Annotated in this window: 16 protein-coding genes and 1 other RNA gene; 6 read left to right on the top strand and 11 right to left on the bottom strand. The window is 58.8% G+C overall.

Going from position 1 to position 16,940, the window contains the following annotated elements; all coding sequences use genetic code 11:
• Nucleotides 1–8 precede the first annotated feature (8 nt).
• A complete protein-coding gene (locus tag H8K20_RS01075; protein WP_243206160.1) occupies nt 9–2,012 on the bottom strand; it encodes an alpha amylase C-terminal domain-containing protein in 2,004 nt (667 codons plus the stop codon).
• Nucleotides 2,013–2,371: 359 nt separating this feature from the next.
• Between H8K20_RS01075 and H8K20_RS01070 the strand changes: the two genes are divergently transcribed.
• The 3 genes from H8K20_RS01070 (at nt 2,372) to H8K20_RS01060 (ending at nt 5,520) form a co-directional block, all read left to right on the top strand.
• On the top strand, nt 2,372–3,610 hold the full coding sequence (locus H8K20_RS01070) for an ROK family protein (protein WP_186487218.1): 1,239 nt from the start codon (nt 2,372–2,374) through the stop codon (nt 3,608–3,610).
• Between the two features lie 79 nt (nt 3,611–3,689).
• Complete coding sequence (locus tag H8K20_RS01065) at nt 3,690–4,562, top strand: D-psicose 3-epimerase (protein WP_105203324.1); 873 nt, start codon at nt 3,690–3,692, stop codon at nt 4,560–4,562.
• A gap of 13 nt (nt 4,563–4,575) precedes the next feature.
• Entirely contained in the window at nt 4,576–5,520 is a 945-nt protein-coding gene (locus H8K20_RS01060; protein WP_243206218.1) for a carbohydrate kinase family protein, read from the top strand.
• Nucleotides 5,521–5,603: 83 nt separating this feature from the next.
• Here H8K20_RS01060 and H8K20_RS01055 read toward each other — a convergent pair whose 3' ends face one another.
• Together H8K20_RS01055 and H8K20_RS01050 are read right to left on the bottom strand one after the other, a co-directional pair.
• Entirely contained in the window at nt 5,604–6,215 is a 612-nt protein-coding gene (locus H8K20_RS01055) for an HD domain-containing protein (protein ID WP_105203648.1), read from the bottom strand.
• Between the two features lie 206 nt (nt 6,216–6,421).
• Nucleotides 6,422–7,018 carry a peptidylprolyl isomerase gene (locus tag H8K20_RS01050; RefSeq protein ID WP_186487216.1) on the bottom strand — a complete coding sequence of 199 codons (597 nt, stop codon included), beginning with the start codon at nt 7,016–7,018 and terminating at the stop codon, nt 6,422–6,424.
• A gap of 421 nt (nt 7,019–7,439) precedes the next feature.
• On the opposite strand from H8K20_RS01050, the gene H8K20_RS01045 reads away from it, so the two are divergent.
• The 3 genes from H8K20_RS01045 (at nt 7,440) to H8K20_RS01035 (ending at nt 8,753) form a co-directional block, all read left to right on the top strand.
• Nucleotides 7,440–7,766: a DUF1292 domain-containing protein gene (locus H8K20_RS01045; RefSeq protein WP_105203322.1), complete on the top strand. Its 327-nt coding sequence runs from the start codon at nt 7,440–7,442 to the stop codon at nt 7,764–7,766.
• A 26-nt stretch (nt 7,767–7,792) separates the two neighbouring features.
• Nucleotides 7,793–7,987: non-coding RNA, 6S RNA (gene ssrS / locus H8K20_RS01040), on the top strand.
• A 52-nt stretch (nt 7,988–8,039) separates the two neighbouring features.
• The gene (locus H8K20_RS01035) at nt 8,040–8,753 is read left to right on the top strand and encodes a tRNA threonylcarbamoyladenosine dehydratase (RefSeq protein ID WP_186487215.1); all 714 of its coding nucleotides are present in this window, start codon (nt 8,040–8,042) and stop codon (nt 8,751–8,753) included.
• A gap of 75 nt (nt 8,754–8,828) precedes the next feature.
• On the opposite strand, the gene H8K20_RS01030 is transcribed toward H8K20_RS01035, so the two are convergent.
• The 8 genes from H8K20_RS01030 to H8K20_RS00995 form a co-directional block, all read right to left on the bottom strand.
• Nucleotides 8,829–9,374: a GNAT family N-acetyltransferase gene (locus tag H8K20_RS01030; RefSeq protein ID WP_186487214.1), complete on the bottom strand. Its 546-nt coding sequence runs from the start codon at nt 9,372–9,374 to the stop codon at nt 8,829–8,831.
• Between the two features lie 54 nt (nt 9,375–9,428).
• Nucleotides 9,429–9,875, bottom strand: a complete 447-nt coding sequence (gene ruvX, locus H8K20_RS01025; RefSeq protein ID WP_186487213.1) for a Holliday junction resolvase RuvX — start codon at nt 9,873–9,875, stop codon at nt 9,429–9,431.
• 53 nt (nt 9,876–9,928) lie between these two features.
• Nucleotides 9,929–10,588, bottom strand: a complete 660-nt coding sequence (locus H8K20_RS01020) for a histidine phosphatase family protein (protein ID WP_178089761.1) — start codon at nt 10,586–10,588, stop codon at nt 9,929–9,931.
• A gap of 299 nt (nt 10,589–10,887) precedes the next feature.
• Nucleotides 10,888–12,381: a lysine--tRNA ligase gene (gene lysS / locus H8K20_RS01015; protein ID WP_105203317.1), complete on the bottom strand. Its 1,494-nt coding sequence runs from the start codon at nt 12,379–12,381 to the stop codon at nt 10,888–10,890.
• Between the two features lie 109 nt (nt 12,382–12,490).
• Nucleotides 12,491–12,967, bottom strand: a complete 477-nt coding sequence (gene greA, locus H8K20_RS01010) for a transcription elongation factor GreA (RefSeq protein ID WP_105203316.1) — start codon at nt 12,965–12,967, stop codon at nt 12,491–12,493.
• Between the two features lie 212 nt (nt 12,968–13,179).
• Nucleotides 13,180–13,902 carry a hypothetical protein gene (locus tag H8K20_RS01005; RefSeq protein ID WP_105203315.1) on the bottom strand — a complete coding sequence of 241 codons (723 nt, stop codon included), beginning with the start codon at nt 13,900–13,902 and terminating at the stop codon, nt 13,180–13,182.
• 203 nt (nt 13,903–14,105) lie between these two features.
• Nucleotides 14,106–15,380: a S41 family peptidase gene (locus tag H8K20_RS01000; protein WP_105203314.1), complete on the bottom strand. Its 1,275-nt coding sequence runs from the start codon at nt 15,378–15,380 to the stop codon at nt 14,106–14,108.
• 238 nt (nt 15,381–15,618) lie between these two features.
• Nucleotides 15,619–16,818 (bottom strand): murein hydrolase activator EnvC family protein, encoded by a 1,200-nt coding sequence (locus H8K20_RS00995; RefSeq protein ID WP_186487212.1) that lies wholly within the window; start codon nt 16,816–16,818, stop codon nt 15,619–15,621.
• Between the last annotated feature and the right edge of the window lie 122 nt (nt 16,819–16,940).

Below are 16,940 nucleotides of genomic sequence, written 5' to 3'. Positions count from 1 at the left end.
GTGTGATACTAGCGGCCACCTTTTTTGCGCAGTACCACCGCCGTGCGGGGGGGCAGCACCCATTGCAGAGTATTGTTTTCACCCTGCGTAGCTGTCTGTGGCGCTGGGCCGCAGAGCTCATCAAAGCCACCAAATCTCACGTCGTCGGTAGAGAGCACCTGGGTATAGGTACCGGCTGCCGGTAGGTCGAACTGGGCATTTTGCCCCTGCGTGGGGTGGAAATTACAGATAAACAGGTAGTTTCCCTTCTGGTAGCACAGCAGTTTGCGGTCCTGATCTAATAGGCACAGCTGTGCCGGTCTGCCAAATATCCGGTTCCCGCTCAGGGTGCCGAGCATGGCCGTGTCAAACGCCAGCAGATCACCGTAGCGCAGCAGACCGTTGTCGGCCAAGCTCCACTGGCGGCGGGCGTATTTATAGCTCCAGTTATTTCCCTCACGGGGAAAGTCGATCCACTCGGGGTGGCCGAACTCGTTGCCCATAAAGTTGAGATATCCCTCGCCCGCCAGCGAAAACGACACCAGCCGGATCATTTTGTGCAGCGCTATGGCCCGATCGATGACGATAGACTGGCTGGCCTTATCCATGTGCCAGTACATCTCCTGGTCAGCCAGCCAGAAGATGATAGTCTTGTCGCCCACCAGCGCCTGATCGTGGCTCTCGCAGTAGCCGATATTTTTTTCCTTGGGGCGGCGGGTCGTCAGCTCGTACCACATCCTGCCCATATCCCACTGCTCGTCCCGCTGGGTCTTCAGGGTGTTGATCCAAAAATCCGGCACCCCCATCGACAGCCGGTAATCAAAGCCGAGGCCGCCGTCTCGCACCGGCAGGGCTGTCCCGGGCATACCACTCATGTCCTCGGCCACCGTCAGGGCAGCGGGGTCTATCTCGTGGATGAGCTGATTGGCCAGCTGCAGATAGGTGACCGCATCCACATCGGTATCCATGCTGAAATACTTGTCGTAACTGTCAAAGGCCACGCCCAGCCCGTGGTGGTGATACAGCATCGAAGTCACGCCGTCAAAGCGGAACCCGTCAAAGTGATATTCCTCCATCCAGTAACGGATGTTCGAGAGCAAAAAGTGCAGCACCCGGTCTTTGCCATAGTCAAACAGCTTGGTGCCCCAGGCGGGGTGATCGCCTTTGGCTCCGGCGTGAAAGAACTGGTACTCGGTGCCGTCAAAACAGTTGATCCCCTCACTGGTATTGCGCACCGCATGGGAGTGGATCAGATCTAAAAGCACCGTGATCCCCATGCTGTGGGCGGTATCGATCAGTTTTTTGAGTTCCTCCGGAGTCCCATATTTCGAGGAGGCGGCAAAAAAGTTCGACACCTGGTAACCAAACGAGCCGTAATAGGGGTGCTCCATAATGGCCATCAGCTGGATGGTATTATAGCCCTCCTTTTGTATGCGCGGCAAAATATTTTTGGTGAACTGGGCATAGGAACCAATGCCTTCCTCCTCGGTAGCCATGCCGATGTGGCACTCGTACACCAGGGGCGGGGTGGTCTTCTTGCGCAAAAACTCTTTATCGTGCCAGCGATAGGCCCGCTTGGGCGCCCAGATGACCGCGTCAAAGGCGCCGGTCGTCGGGTCCTGTACCACCCGGTTTGCATACAGCGGGATGCGGTCGAAATCCCGGCCGTTCGCGGTGACCTGTACCTTCACCAGGCTCCCGTGGGGCATCTCTCCGGGCACGAACAGCTCCCAGTCGCCGTCCTCTAGCTGGGTCATGGGGTGGGCGCTGCGGTCCCAGCCGTTAAAGTCGCCGATCAGGTGCATGGCCGTGGCGTTGGGGGCCCACTCCCGGTAGGTCCACCCGCCTTTGGCGCGGTGAAAGCCGTAGTACAAGCTGCCGCTGGCAAAGTCACGCAGGCTCTGCCCCTTTTGCAGCAACCGCTTTTTGGCTTGGTCGTACAGGTCCATGCGCAGGCGAATATCGCCCGCATAGGGTTTTATGTAGGGGTCGATATCCAGTATCTTATAATTCTTTTCTCTTTTTGTCGCCAATGTCTTGCGCTCCTCTGCATTTGTAACGCGGGCCCGATATCGGTGTGGCCGCCGCGTGGGGTATGTAAGTCGTCGATCTGGGCGCGGGCATCTATTTTTACGAATCGTAGTAGAAATCGTGCAGAAAATAATCGCTCTTTTTATTTATTGTACCAGTGTTCCCCTCCAGCGTCAACGAAAGTCCTGTCGAATGGCCCCATCTACCTGCTTTCTCCACAAAATACGCGCCGTGTAAAAAGATTTTTCAGACCTATTGACAAAGCAAAGTTCAGCGGCTACTATATACTTAATCAAATTAAGTATATGCCTCTTCGATCATTTTTCCCTGTATCGGCAACGTTCCAAAAGAGGTATCGTCTTTGAGCAGGAGGTGGTCTCTTCTGGACAGTACCGACATTAAAAGGCCCAAACTGGGCTCTAACGCCACCGATATCCAGCAGCAGAACCGGGCACTGCTGGTGCGGCTGGTGCGCCAGTACAGCGGCTGCAGCCGCGCCCAACTGGCCAAGATGAGCGGGCTCACCCAGGCCACCGTCACCAAGATCGTGGCCGACCTGTTGGCGATGGACATCCTGCAAGAGAACGGCCGGCAGTCTGCGCAGCGGGGGCGGCGGGCCACCAGTCTGCAGGTGCGCAGCGACCGCTTTTTGGTGCTGGGCATCAAGCTGGCCCGCACTTCTTTTGCCGCCGGCGTGTTCGATATCTCCGGCCAGCTCTACGAGCAGATCCAGGGCCCGCTAGACCCCGGCCACGGCCCTGACCGTGCCCTGCAGAGCATACAAAAAGCCGCCCAAAAACTAAAGTCTCTCTACCCTGTGCGGGCGGTGGGGGTAGCGCTGCCCGGCCCCTACTTTCGCCGCGCGGGCAAGATCGGCCTGATGACCGGTTTCCCCGGCTGGGAAAAGGTAGATCTGCACGCCGCTTTTGCCCGGATGTTTGCGCTGCCGGTATTTTTAGAACACGACGCCAAAGCCGGGGCGCTGGCCGAGTGGTACTTTGGCGGCCATAAACCCGACGAAGTGCTGCTGTACTTCCTGGCCGGTGAAGGGATAGGCGCCGGCATCATCTCCCAGCAGGGTGTGTTCGTCGGCAGTCAGGGGATAGCCGGCGAGATCGGCCACATGAGCATCGATTATGACGGCCGCCCCTGCAGCTGTGGCAGCCGCGGATGTCTGGAGCGCTACTGTTCCTCGCTGGCACTGGTGGCCGATGTGCAAAAAGAGCTGTGCCGCGGGGCCGCCAGCTGCCTAAAAGATGTTCAGCCACTCACTCCACAAGCTGTATTTGGCGCCGCTGCGCAGGGCGACATGCTGGCCCAACAGGCGGTAGATACAGCTGCCGACTACATGGGCTACGGGCTGGCAAACCTGGTCAGCGCCTACGACCCGGGGCGCATCATCATCGGCCAAACTATGGCGCTGGGCGGCCAGCGGCTGCTCAGCCGGGTGCGCGCCGTTTTGCAGCAGCGCCTGCTGCCGCAGGTCTATACCTATTTAAAGGTCGAGCTGTCCGCACTGCCCGACGCGATACTCAGCGGCGCCGCCGCCACCGCCACCGACCAGATCTTAAAAGACCCCGCTGCCTTTGCCGGCAGCTAGCAGCTGGCAGTTCGCCGGGCAAGATAAACGCCAACTCAAATCTGCTACTGGGGCATGTCCCCACAAAGGAGCGATACACATGAAATACGGTATCTACTACGCATTTTGGGAAAAGCAGTGGGGCGGTGAATTTCGCCCCTATGTAAAAAAAGTACGCGATCTGGGGTTTGATATTCTCGAGATCAGCTGTGCCACACTGCCCCAAACGCCCGACAGCGAGATGGTCGAACTGGGCCAGCTGGCCAAAGAGGCCGGTATCACGCTGACCGCCGGGTACGGCCCGGCCCCATGCTACGACCTGAGCTCCCCCGACCCGTCGGTGGTGCAAAACGGGCTGCATTTCTACCGGCAGGTATTTGCCAAGATGGCCCTCGCCGACATCCACTTCGTAGGCGGCGGCCTTTACTCCCACTGGCCGGTCGATTTTTCCAAGCCCATCGACAAGCAGGCTGACTGGCAGCGCAGCGTAAATGGCGTCCGCCAGCTGGCCGACATGGCCGCCGGCTTCGATATCACGCTGGGCATGGAGGTGCTCAACCGCTTCGAGGGCTATCTGCTCACCTGTGCCGCCGAAGGGGTGGCCTATGTAAAAGAGGTGGACCGCCCCAACGTAAAGGTGATGCTCGACACCTTTCACATGAATATTGAAGAGGACAGCTTTACCGAGGCCATCCTCACTGCCGGCGATGCGCTGGGCCACTTCCACATCGGCGAATGTAACCGCAAGCTGCCCGGCCAGGGCCGCATCCCGTGGGAGGAGATCGGCAGCGCTCTGCGCCAGATCGGCTACGACGGCAATGTGGTGATGGAACCGTTCATTCTCTCCGGCGGCCAGGTCGGACAGGATATCAAGGTCTGGCGCGACATCTCGGCGGGCAAGAGCCCGGCCCAAATAGACCGCGAGACCGCCGAATCGGTGGCATATGTACGCCGTGTTTTTGAGGGGAGGTAGCCATTTGGAGCAGATGTTCGATCTGGTGAGCCTGGGAGAGCTGCTCATCGACTTTACCCCGGCGGGGATCTCGCCCCAGCAAAACCCGCTGTACGAGCAAAATCCCGGCGGCGGCGCCGCCAATATGGCGGTAGCCGCGGCCCGCTACGGCCTGCGCTGCGCTTTTATCGGCAAAGTTGGCGACGATTTTTTCGGCCATTTTTTAAAGGAGACACTTCAGCAGGTGCCGGTAGATACCAGCGGTCTCATCCTCTCGAGATCGCATAAGACCACGCTGGCATTCGTCAAGCTGCAGCCCAACGGCGAGCGCGACTTCTCGTTCTACCGCAAAGAAGGCGCCGACGTGATGCTGCAAAAAGACGAGGTGGACTTCTCGCTCATCGACCGCGCCCGGGCACTGCACTTCAGCTCGCTGACCATGACCAACGCCTGGAGCAAAGAGGCCACGCTGGCGGCGGCCCACCGGGCCAAGCTGGGCGGTAAGCTGGTCACCTACGACGCCAATTGGCGCCCGCTGCTCTGGGAGAGCGAGGCCCAGTGCAGGGCCTCGATGCTGGAGGGGCTGCGCCACTGCGATATCGCCAAGCTCTCGCGTGAGGAGCTCTGCTACCTCACCGGCGAGGAGCACACCGAGCCCGGCGCCAAAAAGCTGCTGACCATGGGTCCGCGGGTGCTGCTGGTGTCCCACGGGGAAAAAGGAAGCCGCTGCTACTGGGAGGAGGGTCGCATCGATGTGCCCCCATGCCCCGCCCGGGCGGTAGATGGCACCGGCGCCGGCGACTGCTTTTTTGGCAACGCCGTAGCAGCTCTGCTGCAGCACGACTTCTCCATCCAAAAGATCGATCCCCAGCTGCTGCGCGAGGCGCTCACCTACGCCTCCAAGGCCGCAGCCTACTGTGTCGAGCGCAAAGGCGCAATACCGGCCATGCCTACCCCGGCCGATCTGGCACAGGTTTAGGGTCACTCATGTCAGCCCGGCTCTCATAAAAAAGCAGCGCCCCGCTTTTAAAATGCGGGGCGCTGCTCTTGCGTTCTCGCCGCTCACTGCACGAACGGCACGCCGTTTATCTCCAGATGGAAGCGCAGACCCAGGTACTTGGCCGCCTGCTTGCACAGGCTCATGCGCCCCAAAAAGATCTCGAAGTAATCCATCACATCCGAGATCGAGCTGTCCAGCTGGATCTTCAGGATCAAGTTTTTCTTGTCCTCGCTCAATTTCATCTCGCTGCTGGTAACGGCATAGTTGACCCGGTCGTGGATATCGTAGTGGCGCTTTTTTTGCTGTCCCCGTACCCGGGTGCGGCGCACATCCGACTTGTCGGCCAAGATCAGCGCCGCCGATTCGGGGTTCACCGGCTGGGCCGTCCCCTCGTCGTGGTTGCCGATGGCCGCCACCACCGTGGCGATCTCGGCCGGCGGCATACCCAGCTTATCTAAAATGCGAAACGCCATGATCGCCCCGCTCTGGGCATGAGCCACCCGGTTTACGGTGTTGCCGATATCGTGCATAAAACCGGCGATACGCGCCAGTTCCACCTCCCGCGAGGAATAGCCCAACTGCTCCAACAGGTCACCGGCCTTTTTGGCGCAGAGCGTCACATGGGCAAACGAGTGCTCGGTAAAGCCCAGCGCCGAGAGCGTCTTATCGGCCATCTCGATGTAGGTGCGGATATCAGGGTTGTCTTTTATCTGCTGGTAAGTCACGGCGCTGGGCCGCTCATCGTGTCGGGTCAAAGTCGACTCGCCTCCTCTTTTTCTCTCTACTAGCCTGCCCGCCCCACTTGGCAGGCAAACCAAAAGCAGGCGAAAGACGGGGTGTACCCCTTCCCCACCTGCTCTACAGTTTTTCTGTCTGGCGGCTATTTTACCTCGCCGTAAGTGGTCACGTCGATCGACTCGATCACCACGTCGTGCACCGGCTTATCCTGGGCGCCGGTCTGGGTCTTCGAGATGTCGTCCACCACGTCCATACCGTCTATCACCTGGCCAAATACCGTGTGCTTGCCGTCTAAATACGGGGTGCCGCCGGCCTGTTTATAGGTGTCGATCACCTCGTCTGGCCAGCCCACTGCCTTCATCTGTCCCAGCATATCCTCGCCCACATCGGCACAGGTGACGATGAAGAACTGGCTGCCGTTGGTGCCGGGGCCGGCGTTGGCCATCGACAGTGCCCCGCGGAAGTTGCGCAGGTCCGCACTGAACTCATCGGCAAAAGGCTGGCCCCAAATACTCTCGCCGCCACGGCCGGTGCCGGTGGGGTCGCCGCCCTGGATCATAAAGTCCTCGATGACCCGGTGAAAAATGATACCGTCATAGTAGCCGTTTTTGGCGTGGGTCAAAAAATTCTCGACCGTTTTGGGCGCCTGCTCGGGGAACAGGACCAAGCTCACGTCGCCCTTGTTGGTGTGCATAACTGCCACCGGGGCGCTGTCTTCAGGAGTTTTAAACTGTAACATGTTGCTCTCCACCTTACTCTCTGTGTTTGCCGACTGCCCCCGTTTGCCGCAACCTGCCAGTGCCGGCAGCAAAACAAGTGCCAGGAGCAGGGCCAGTACGCGCTTTTTCAATATACGTTCCTCCCTGGCATACGCGCCTAAAACAGGCGGTGCCGAATCGGGCCGCAGCAGCCAAAAAGGCCTAAACTGCGTAAGTTTATACTAGCCCGTTTAGATAAAAAATGCAAGCAAATTTTGTGTGAACAGACCATGCATTTTGTTTGTTTTACCAGTGTTTGACCCGGTGTCAATATCTATACCCAACAAGAATATCCCACATGTTTTCAGTATAGCGCTGATTTTTCAAATTGTTTGTCAAATTTGTTGACTGGACCGGCAGCAGCGGGGTACAATAAAGGCAGCAATTGAAGGGAGCACATCCATGAGCCAGGAAAATTACAGTCCCGCCGAGGATGAAGAATACGACCCCTATATCGTCAGTATGACCGACGAGGAGGGAAACGAGCAGTCGTTCGAGATGATCGACACGCTGGAGTATGAAGGCAGTCTCTATGCGGCCATGATCCCGGTGTACGACCCGGAGGAGATGCTGCAGAGCGACGCCCAGCTGGTCATCATGCGCGCCCTGGAAGACGAGGAGCAGGACCTGTTCGAGACCATCGAAGACGACGCCGAATTTACCGCCGTATCGCAGCTGTTCATCGATCGTCTGTCCGATATCTTCGAGATACAGGAAGAGGACCTGTGATCCACTCTCGATAAAAGCCATACCAGATCGCCCTGTGGTGTTCGATTTGTTGCAATCTTTTATAATCCTACAAGTATGTAATTTGGAGGGCCTCCTCCCGCTGCCTATTGCAGACCTCCCCCTTTTGGGGACGCAGGGAGCGTGCGGCTGCGGGGGGGTCATATCCACCCTGTCTTTAAGATGGGTTTTAACTTGATTGCAGACGGCACGATGGGGCATTTTTATGTCTATTTTTAAGGGCCCAGAAGTGGGCTCGTTTTTTAGGAGGAGCCTATGTGGTTAAACAGACAGCAGCTGCTCATCGGCGCCGACGCCTGTGAGCGGCTGCGGCACAGCCGGGTGTGTATCTGCGGGCTGGGCGGTGTGGGCAGCACCGCTGCCGAGGCGGTGTGCCGGGCCGGGGTGGGTACCCTGATACTCGTCGACCACGACTGTGTGGACCTCACCAACCTCAACCGGCAGATCGTCGCCACCCGCGACTGTATCGGCAAAAAAAAGGTGGCCGCTATGGCCCGGCGGCTACAGCAGATAAACCCCGACTGTCAGATCATCCCGCTCGACTGTTTCGTGGCTGACGACACGCTGCCGCTGCTGGGCGCCCAGCAGCCCAGCTACATCATCGACGCCATCGACACCGTCACCTCCAAGCTGGCTCTGGCCCAGTACTGCCGGCAGCAACAGATCGGTCTCATCTGCTGTCTGGGTACCGGCAATCGGCTCGATCCCACCGGTTTTCACATCGGCGATATCGCCGACACTGCCGGCTGCGGCGATCCGTTGGCGCGGGTCATGCGGCGCGAGTGCCGCAAGCGCGGTATCGAAAATCTCACGGTGGTATACTCCACCGCGCCGGTGCTGTCCCCCGCCGGCGGGTTTGCCGCCGACTCACCCAGGGGCCGCCATGCGCCGGGCAGTGTCTCTTTTGTGCCGCCGGTGGCCGGCTACACGCTGGCCGCCCACGTGATCACCCAGCTGGCCGGCCTTTAAATGCCAAATATCCCCGTCAAAAAAGAGCAGCCGCCCGTATATGGGCAGCTGCTCTTTTTCACTTTCTACGCGGCTTTACGGCCGTGGCGGTACCAATTTTTCGTACAGCCTAAACCAGTCCAGACCGTAGTGGCCCAGCCCGATATCCACCGTATCGATATACTGGTATCCACACCGCTCATAGGTGTGTATGGCCGGCAGGTTCTTCTCGTATACATCCAGCCGCAGGATCTTCATACGCCGGTCGGCCGCCAGCCGCTCAGCAAACGCCAGCAGTGCTGTGCCCACGCCCCGCCGCATATACATCGGGTGCACTACAAATACATGTACCGCCAATACCTCGTCGTCGGTCGCCTCTATCAGCCACCGGCCACGCACCGGCGGCGTTTCGGGCAGATGGTTGAGCACCACCGAACCGGCTATCGGGCCGCCCGGCTGTAGGCGCGCCACATACAGGGCGTCTTCGGCCAGTCCGTCCAGCGCATTTTGCCGCACTGGATACACGCCTTTTTTCCAACCTGGCCAGTTGGTACCAGCGGCCAAATGGTCGTTGAGCGCATCGTACATGCGCTCGATCTCATCGATATCGGCCGCGGTCGCTTTTTTGATCTCAATGCCCATCTCCCCGGTCTCCTCTCTGCTCGTCTCGCACGCAGCTGCACTGCTAAGGCCTGTCTACCGGTCCTCTCCTTCTGGCTGTTGGCGCTTGCGCCAAGCCATGTAGGCCTCTAAAATAATGGTCGCCGCCACCGCGTCCACCGTATCTTTGCGCTTTTTCCCCCGCACATCCGCCTCGTTGAGTATCTGTATCGCCGATATGGTAGTGGAGCGCTCATCGAACATCTCTACCTTGATGCTGGTGGCGTTCAGCCGCCCGGCTATTTTGCGGGCCACCTTCTGGCACTTTTCCGCCCGCTCGCCCAGGCTGCCGTCCATATTTTTAGGCAGCCCCACCACGATCCCCTCAACTCCGTTTTGCAGGGCAAACTCCACCACCTGCTTTACAGTCTTATCCATACCCAGTTGGTGGATCACTCCCGCCGGGCGGGCCAGCATCTCACCCTTATCGCACAGGGCCAAACCGGTGCGGGCGTCGCCGTAATCTACTGCCAAAAGTACCATGTCTCTCCCCCTCAACCATGCCCGGTCCCATTTCTCTCTGCGCGCAACATCCTCTACTTGCGGCTGTAAAAAGTGCCGCCCTTTAAGATCGTAGACGGGTCGATGTGCCCGGTGTAGCCGTGGTATACCAGTATGCCCGGTATCGCATCGGCGGCAAATTCCATCTTGCTCACCCCGCCGTTGCGGATCCACTCCACCTGCCCCATCTCCTCTATGGGCAGGCCCAGGGCCGCAGTGATCAGGTTGCGGGTGGCACAGCCGTGCGACACCACCGCCAGCGACCGCCCGGCATTTTTGGCCAGGATATCTGCCAGCGCCGCCCGGCAGCGGTCGAACACCTGCACCATGGTCTCCGAGCCCTCAACGGCAAAATCCCAGGGGCTCTGCTGCCAGATGCGAAAGTTTTCCGGATCATTTTTTTCCAGATCATCGATGGGCTGGCCCTCCCACACGCCGGCGCAGATCTCCCGCAGCCGGTCATCGGTCAAAATGGGGATCTGCTTTCGCCCGGCCCGGCAAGCCTCTGCCGTCAGCACTGCTCGCTTAAGCGGCGAGGTGTAGATAGCATCCAGCGAAAGATCGGCAAAGTAGTCGCTCAGGTTCTGGCACTGCAGTTCTCCCTGCGCGCTGATATCGGTGTCACAGGCTCCCTGAAATGTGCGCTGGATGTTGCCAGCTGCCTGTACGTGGCGAACAAAATAAATGGTAGTCACAGATAAAACGCCCCTTTTATACATCCGGCACCGGGCTCGGCTCCCGGGTCGGCCGCTTTTCTCGGCCGCCGCCCATAGTCGGCACCAGGTAAAGGCATGTCACCGGGCGGCACCGCGGTATTTCTAAACGCCGGCGGCACCGTCGCCCGGCCGCCCGCTCTCATTTCTCTTTCTATTGTACCAGACCTCCCGGTATTTTTAAACCCGCTCGGCGCCGCTTTCTCCGCCGACAGTATAGAAAAAGGCGCCGGTATCCCCCCACACACATCGCGGGTCATACCGGTGCCTCTATCGCCAAATTACTTATCTAAATTTTTCATCGTCGGGAACAGCAACACATCGCGAATGGCTGCCGAGTCGGTAAACAGCATGCACATGCGGTCGATACCGTAGCCGATACCGCCCGTCGGGGGCATACCGATCTCCAGCGCGTTGAGGAAGTCCTCATCGGTGTGGTTGGCCTCTTCGTCACCCTGCGAGAACTGCTCTTCCTGGGCGGCAAAGCGCTCCCGCTGGTCGATGGGGTCGTTGAGCTCCGAGTAGGCGTTGGCCATCTCCCAGCCGTTCATAAAGAACTCGAACCGCTCCACGTAGTCGGGGTCCTGGGGCTTTCTCTTGGTCAGGGGGCTGATCTCCACCGGGTGGTCCATCACAAAGGTGGGCTGTACCAGGTGCTCCTCCACAAATTCCTCAAAGAACAAGTTGAGGATGTCGCCCTTCTTGTGGCGCTCCTCATAGGCCACATGGTGCTCTTTGGCCGCTGCTCTGGCCTCTTCCAGGGTGTGTATCTCGTTAAAGTCCACCCCGGCATACTGCTTGACTGCATCCAGCATGGTGATGCGGGCAAACGGCTGGCCCAGATCCATCTCCACCCCGTTATAGGTGATCTTGGTGGTGCCCAGCACCTCTTGCGCCACATAGCGGTACATATTTTCCGTCAGGTCCATCATACCGTGATAATCGGTATAGGCCTGGTAAAGCTCCATCAGCGTAAACTCGGGGTTGTGCCGGGTGTCCAGCCCCTCGTTGCGAAATACCCGGCCGATCTCGTATACTCGGTCCATACCGCCCACGATCAGCCGCTTTAAGTACAATTCCAGCGAGATGCGCAGCTTCAGGTCCTCATCCAAGGCGTTGAAGTGGGTCTCAAAGGGGCGGGCAGCGGCGCCGCCGGCATTCGAGACCAGCATGGGGGTCTCCACCTCCATAAAGCCCTGGCTGTCTAAAAAGCGACGGATCGCACTGATGATCTTCGAGCGCTTGATAAAGGTCGCCTTTACCTCGGGGTTCATGATCAGGTCCACATAGCGCTGGCGGTAGCGCATGTCGGTGTTGGTCAGACCGTGGAATTTCTCGGGCAGCGGCTGCAGCGACTTCGACAGCAGCTCCATCTTGTGCGCCTTTACCGAGATCTCTCCCCGCCGGGTGCGAAACACCTCGCCCTCTAAGCCGATGATGTCGCCCAGGTCCCAGCGCTTAAATTCCTTAAATTCTTCCTCGCCCAACCCGCCGATATTGGCAAAGATCTGAATGCGGCCCTGGGTGTCCTGCAGGTCGATGAAGTTGGCTTTGCCCATGTCGCGGCGGCCCATCAGCCGGCCGGCCATCGTCACCGTCTGGCCCTCCATCTCCTCAAAGTTTGCCCGTATCTGCTCCGAGTAGGCGCTCACTTCAAAGCGGGTCTTCACAAAGGGGTCGTTGCCGCTCTGGCGCAGCTGGTCCAGCTTTTCCAGGCGAATGCGCACCTGGTCGTTTACCTCCTGCTGGGGGCTCGTGTTCTCTACTTCGCTCATAGTACCATGCCTTTCTCTTTAGTGTGCAGCGCGGGCCACGCGCTCTCCCTGCTGCTCATTCGTCCTCTCAAAAAAGTAAGCGGACCCTCAAGGCCCGCTCACGTCAACTCTACTTGCCGATCTCGAGGATCTGGTAATGCATCGTGTTGCCGTTGGGCAGCTCGACTTCGGCGGTCTCGCCGACACCGCGGCCGATCAGCGCCTTGCCCACCGGCGACTCGTCAGAGATCTTGCCGGCGAAGGGGTCAGCCTCGGTCGAGCCGACGATGCTGTACGTCTCGGTCTCATCGTCTTCCTGGCAGTGGACTTTAACGATCAGTCCCACACTCACCACATCGGTGGCGATCTCGCTCTCGTCGAGGACTTTTACATTTTTCAGCTGCTTTTCCAGCTGGGCGATCTTGGCCTCGACCATTGCCTGCTCGTTCTTGGCCTCGTCATACTCGCTGTTTTCAGACAGGTCGCCAAAGCCGCGGGCGACTTTGATCTTCTCGGCGATCTCCTGCCGTTTTACAGTTTTGAGTATATCCAGCTCGTCTTCGAGCTTTTTGAGTCCTTCTTCGGTGACAACCAGCTGTTTCTCCAATGGTCTTCCCCTTCCTTTCGCGGGCGGCAGACACTAAAAAATACAGGATGTACCGCGCCACCGCGCAGCACCTCCCAAAAAAGCATGCCACCGAGGTGCTCGCGCGCCCCAGCAGCAAATATGCCGACCCATTAACAGATAGTAATCATTATAGCCAGATAGCCCTTCAATGTCAAGGCAAAAGCGGCCAAAACACCGCCTAGATGCACCATCTATACCACTCTGTCCACGCACTGCTTTTGCACATAGCTGCAAAACTCGCTCAGCCCCATGCGCCGGCGGTCGGCCACCTGCAATTCGTCGCAAAACAGGTAGCCCTGTCCCATCTGCCCGTCCAGGTACAGGCAGTAAGCGGTATCTATGTCCATGCCCGCACAGCCCGAGGGCAGTACCGGCACGCCACCGCCACCCCCCAGTACGATGCGGCCCGCTCCGCCGGTCAGCGGTACCCCGCTGGGGTTTATCACCAGCGGCTCCCGTTGGCCGTCCATGGCACTGCCTATATCGGTCACCGCCATCACAGCGCCGGTCTGCCCGGCCACTTTTTGCGCCAGCTGCAGGTAACCGTCGGCGTCATCGGTGGCCACCGTAATGGTGTTCACTCTGGTCAGGCAGTTTTGCACCAGGCTGGTATAGCGCATATCCGGGTCCACCACCGTCAGCCGCAGTCGGCTCGACACCCGGCGCCCCAACTTTTGAAAGGTACTGCGCAGCGTGTCCTGCAGCAGTAAAAACATAAATTCCTCACTTGGCTGCTGCCGGCCTACAATAGTGTACGCCTCCGGTAAAGACTGCAGATACCGGTCTCTCTTCTTATCGCTGGGATAGCACAGGTGGTACAGCAAATATCCCTTTTCACGCACCGGGTGCAGTTGCACACCGGCAAACAGTGCCGCCAGCGGATTTTTAAGCTGTGGGCATAACTTGATGACCATAGGCACACCTCGCTGCACAAAGTGTCAAAAGCGGCGTCTGGCCGCTGTCTCTCTACACGATACCGCTACCAGCATATGTGCCATCGCGCGGGGATATGTGTATCTTGGCCCCACTCACCCAAAAGAGGGCCCAGCCCGTACGGCTGAGCCCTCTTGTATTCAGTTTGTGATCGGTCCACGCAGTGCCACTGCCGGCCGCAGATCTATGCCGCCGGCTGCTCCTGCTCCTGCTGAACCTGCTCGGCGCTCTCCTGCCCGGCAGCGCCGCCGTTACTGCTCGACTGGGGGTCCAGCTCGGCCTTGACCACCTCGATCGCCTTTTTGATCTGCGGGTCGGTCTTAGTAGTCAGCTGGTAAGACTGCTGCTGTTGCTGCTGGGTGAGGGCCACCTCATAATCGGGTTTCAGACCGATCTCGTCAAAGATCTCCCCGCTGGGCGGCAGCAGATAGGCCACCGTCACATCCACGCCCGATCCGTCAGAGAGCTGTTTATACTCCTGCATCACGCCTTTGCCATAGGTGGCAGTACCCACCAGCTTGGCCTTTTCAAAGTCGCGCAGCACCGCGGCAAACAGCTCGGCACTGGAGGCGGTATTCTCGTTGGTGAGCACTGCCATGGGTTTAGCCAGCTGCTTTTTGTCAGAGGTGTACAGCTTCTCTACCTTGCCGTCGCGGTACTGGGCCGAGGCGATGGTCCCTTTGGGCACCAGCATGTCCAGCATGTCGGCCGCCACCTCGGTCAGCCCACCGCCGTTGTCCCGCACGTCAAAAACATAGCCCTTAACGTCCTGGGCCTCCAACTGGTTGATGGCGTAATCGAACTGCGAGAGCGTATTGTTGTTAAACTCGTAAATGCGGATATAGCCCAGGTCATCGACCTTCTGGTATTCCACGGTGGGCACCGTCACGCTGCGGCGCACCACCTCGATGCTGTTCTCGGCGTTGCCGCGCATATAGCCGATCTTCACCTTGCTGCCCGGGTCGCCCTGGATCTGCTTCATGGCGGTAGCCGCCCCCAGCTCCAGCACGTCTTTACCGTCGATCGAGATGATCAGGTCATCCACCGCCAGCCCGGCCTCACCGGCCGGCGAGCTGTCGTACACCTTGGTCACCCGAATATAGCCGGAGGTATCGGCCTTGCCGGCAATGCCCACACCAGTGACCGTGCCATTAAAGCTGTTTTGGATATCTTTCCACTCCTGCACCGAGTAGTAGCGGGCGTACTTGTCGTCCATACCGGCCACATAGCCCCTGAGCACGCTGTCCATCATCCGGCTGTCGTCGATATCGCCCACGTAGCTGGCGCGCACATAGTTGTCCACCTCGGCGATCTTCGAGTACATGGCCTCGCGCCCCTTCGTAGAAGACATCTTGTTGTCGAACAGGCCGATCGAAAATACCATGGTAACGGTAAAGGTCAGCGCCATGACCATGGCCGCCACCGATACCAGCACCCCGACAGATACCTTTTTATTCATAACCTGTCATCTCACCTTTCTGGCCCCCGCGGGGGAAATACTAGATATGCCGTTGCAGGTCGTTTTTTACACAGAACAGTATTATTTTACCACACTGTGCCCCGTCGGCATAGACCCCGAACAAAATTTCGACAGTTTAAACAGCTTGCCGGGGGCACAAAAAACGGCCGGCTGTAACGACAGCGGCCGTTTTGCGCCCTGTTTTTCTGTAATGCTGTGTTGCCGTCGGGCCTTTGTCTTACAGGTAATTGAGCGGATTTACATCGCTGCCGTAGCTGCCGCCCTGCCGCACCTCAAAGTGCAGATGCGGGCCGGTCGAGTTGCCGGTCGAGCCCACATAGGCGATAGTCTGACCGCGGCGCACCGTCTCCCCTTTGCCCACCGCCAAGCTGCTGCAGTGGCCGTACAGCGTGTACAGGCCGTTGCCGTGGTACACGAGTAGATAGTTGCCGTAGCCGTAGTTGCCGTAGATGGCCGATACGACCTGTCCGTCATCGGCGGCCACGATGGCTTGTCCGTAGATGCCGCCGCCCGATATATCGATACCGGTGTGCCACTCACTGCCGTAAATGGCCGAGTAGCCGTAAGGGGCGTAGATGTTCGAGCAGCTGGGTACCGGCCACTGGAACACGCCGCTGCTGGGGGTAAAGCCGCCACCGCCGCTGCCGCCTCCGCTGTTATTGGCCTCGTTTTCCTTAATGGCCGCCTCGATCTGCGCCTGGTTCACCTTTAACTCATCCCGGCGCTGGGCCAACTGGCTCTCGGTCATCGCCTTTTGCTGGTTGAGCTGATCGATGTTTGCGTCCACCACCGACTTCTGCCCCGCCAGCTGGGCATTTTTGCTGTCCAGCTCCGATTTGGACGACTCCAGATCCGCCTTAGAGGCCGCCAGTTCGTCTTTGGCCGCTACCAGATCGGCTTTCTGCTGGGTGAGCGTCTCGATGAGCTGCTTGTCGTGGTCGGCGATACGGGTCATGGTGTCGGCCTTTATGAGCATCTCGCTAAAGGTCGAAGCCCCCAGCACCGCGCTGAGCCCGTCGGCGTCCGGCGACATGTACTGCGCTTTCAGCCGCTGGCGAAACAGTTCCTCGTTCTCGGCGATCTCCGCCTCTTTTTGCTCTATGTACTGCTCTTTTTCCGCGATCTGCGCGTTGAGCGTATCGATCTTGGTGCGCAACAGGTCTACCTGCTGCTGGATGATACCCATCTGCTGCTCCAGCTGCTGCTGTTCGGCCTGCTGGCGGGCAGTCTCGTCGGTAATGCTGTCCAGGTCGCCCTGCAGGTCGTTTATCTGCTGCTGCAGGTCACTGTATTGGCTGTTGAGCTCACCGATGCTGGCGGCCTCTGCCCGGGGCGTCCCCATCACGGCAATATTGAATACCATAGCTGCAGACAACATCACCGACAGCATGCCCACAACGCGTTTTTTAAGTAGCAAAACCAGTTCCCCCTCTGTCACCAGGTATTTATGATAGGCGCCCAGCCCCATGTGCGCAAACAGCTGGGGCCACGGGCGCCGGTACTCTCTGCACGCAATTCGCAGCGTCCGAACTTATTATA

It is taken from the genome of Neobittarella massiliensis (ex Bilen et al. 2018) (genome assembly GCF_014269355.1).
Taxonomy (GTDB): Bacteria; Bacillota; Clostridia; order Oscillospirales; family Ruminococcaceae; genus Neobittarella; species Neobittarella massiliensis.
Note: the sequence above shows the minus strand (reverse complement) of the source record. Positions and strands in the feature narration are given on the sequence as shown.

What these genes read in the sequence shown, in the direction of transcription:
- lysS (WP_105203317.1), bottom strand. Translation starts at nt 12,381, where the DNA reads ATGAGCGAAGTAGAGAACACGAGCCCCCAGCAGGAGGTAAACGACCAG.
- H8K20_RS01060 (WP_243206218.1), top strand. Translation starts at nt 4,576, where the DNA reads ATGTTCGATCTGGTGAGCCTGGGAGAGCTGCTCATCGACTTTACCCCG.
- H8K20_RS01050 (WP_186487216.1), bottom strand. Translation starts at nt 7,018, where the DNA reads ATGTTACAGTTTAAAACTCCTGAAGACAGCGCCCCGGTGGCAGTTATG.
- H8K20_RS01005 (WP_105203315.1), bottom strand. Translation starts at nt 13,902, where the DNA reads ATGGTCATCAAGTTATGCCCACAGCTTAAAAATCCGCTGGCGGCACTG.
- ruvX (WP_186487213.1), bottom strand. Translation starts at nt 9,875, where the DNA reads ATGGTACTTTTGGCAGTAGATTACGGCGACGCCCGCACCGGTTTGGCC.
- H8K20_RS01055 (WP_105203648.1), bottom strand. Translation starts at nt 6,215, where the DNA reads ATGGCCGATAAGACGCTCTCGGCGCTGGGCTTTACCGAGCACTCGTTT.
- H8K20_RS01000 (WP_105203314.1), bottom strand. Translation starts at nt 15,380, where the DNA reads ATGAATAAAAAGGTATCTGTCGGGGTGCTGGTATCGGTGGCGGCCATG.
- H8K20_RS01035 (WP_186487215.1), top strand. Translation starts at nt 8,040, where the DNA reads ATGTGGTTAAACAGACAGCAGCTGCTCATCGGCGCCGACGCCTGTGAG.
- H8K20_RS01045 (WP_105203322.1), top strand. Translation starts at nt 7,440, where the DNA reads ATGAGCCAGGAAAATTACAGTCCCGCCGAGGATGAAGAATACGACCCC.
- H8K20_RS01030 (WP_186487214.1), bottom strand. Translation starts at nt 9,374, where the DNA reads ATGGGCATTGAGATCAAAAAAGCGACCGCGGCCGATATCGATGAGATC.
- H8K20_RS01065 (WP_105203324.1), top strand. Translation starts at nt 3,690, where the DNA reads ATGAAATACGGTATCTACTACGCATTTTGGGAAAAGCAGTGGGGCGGT.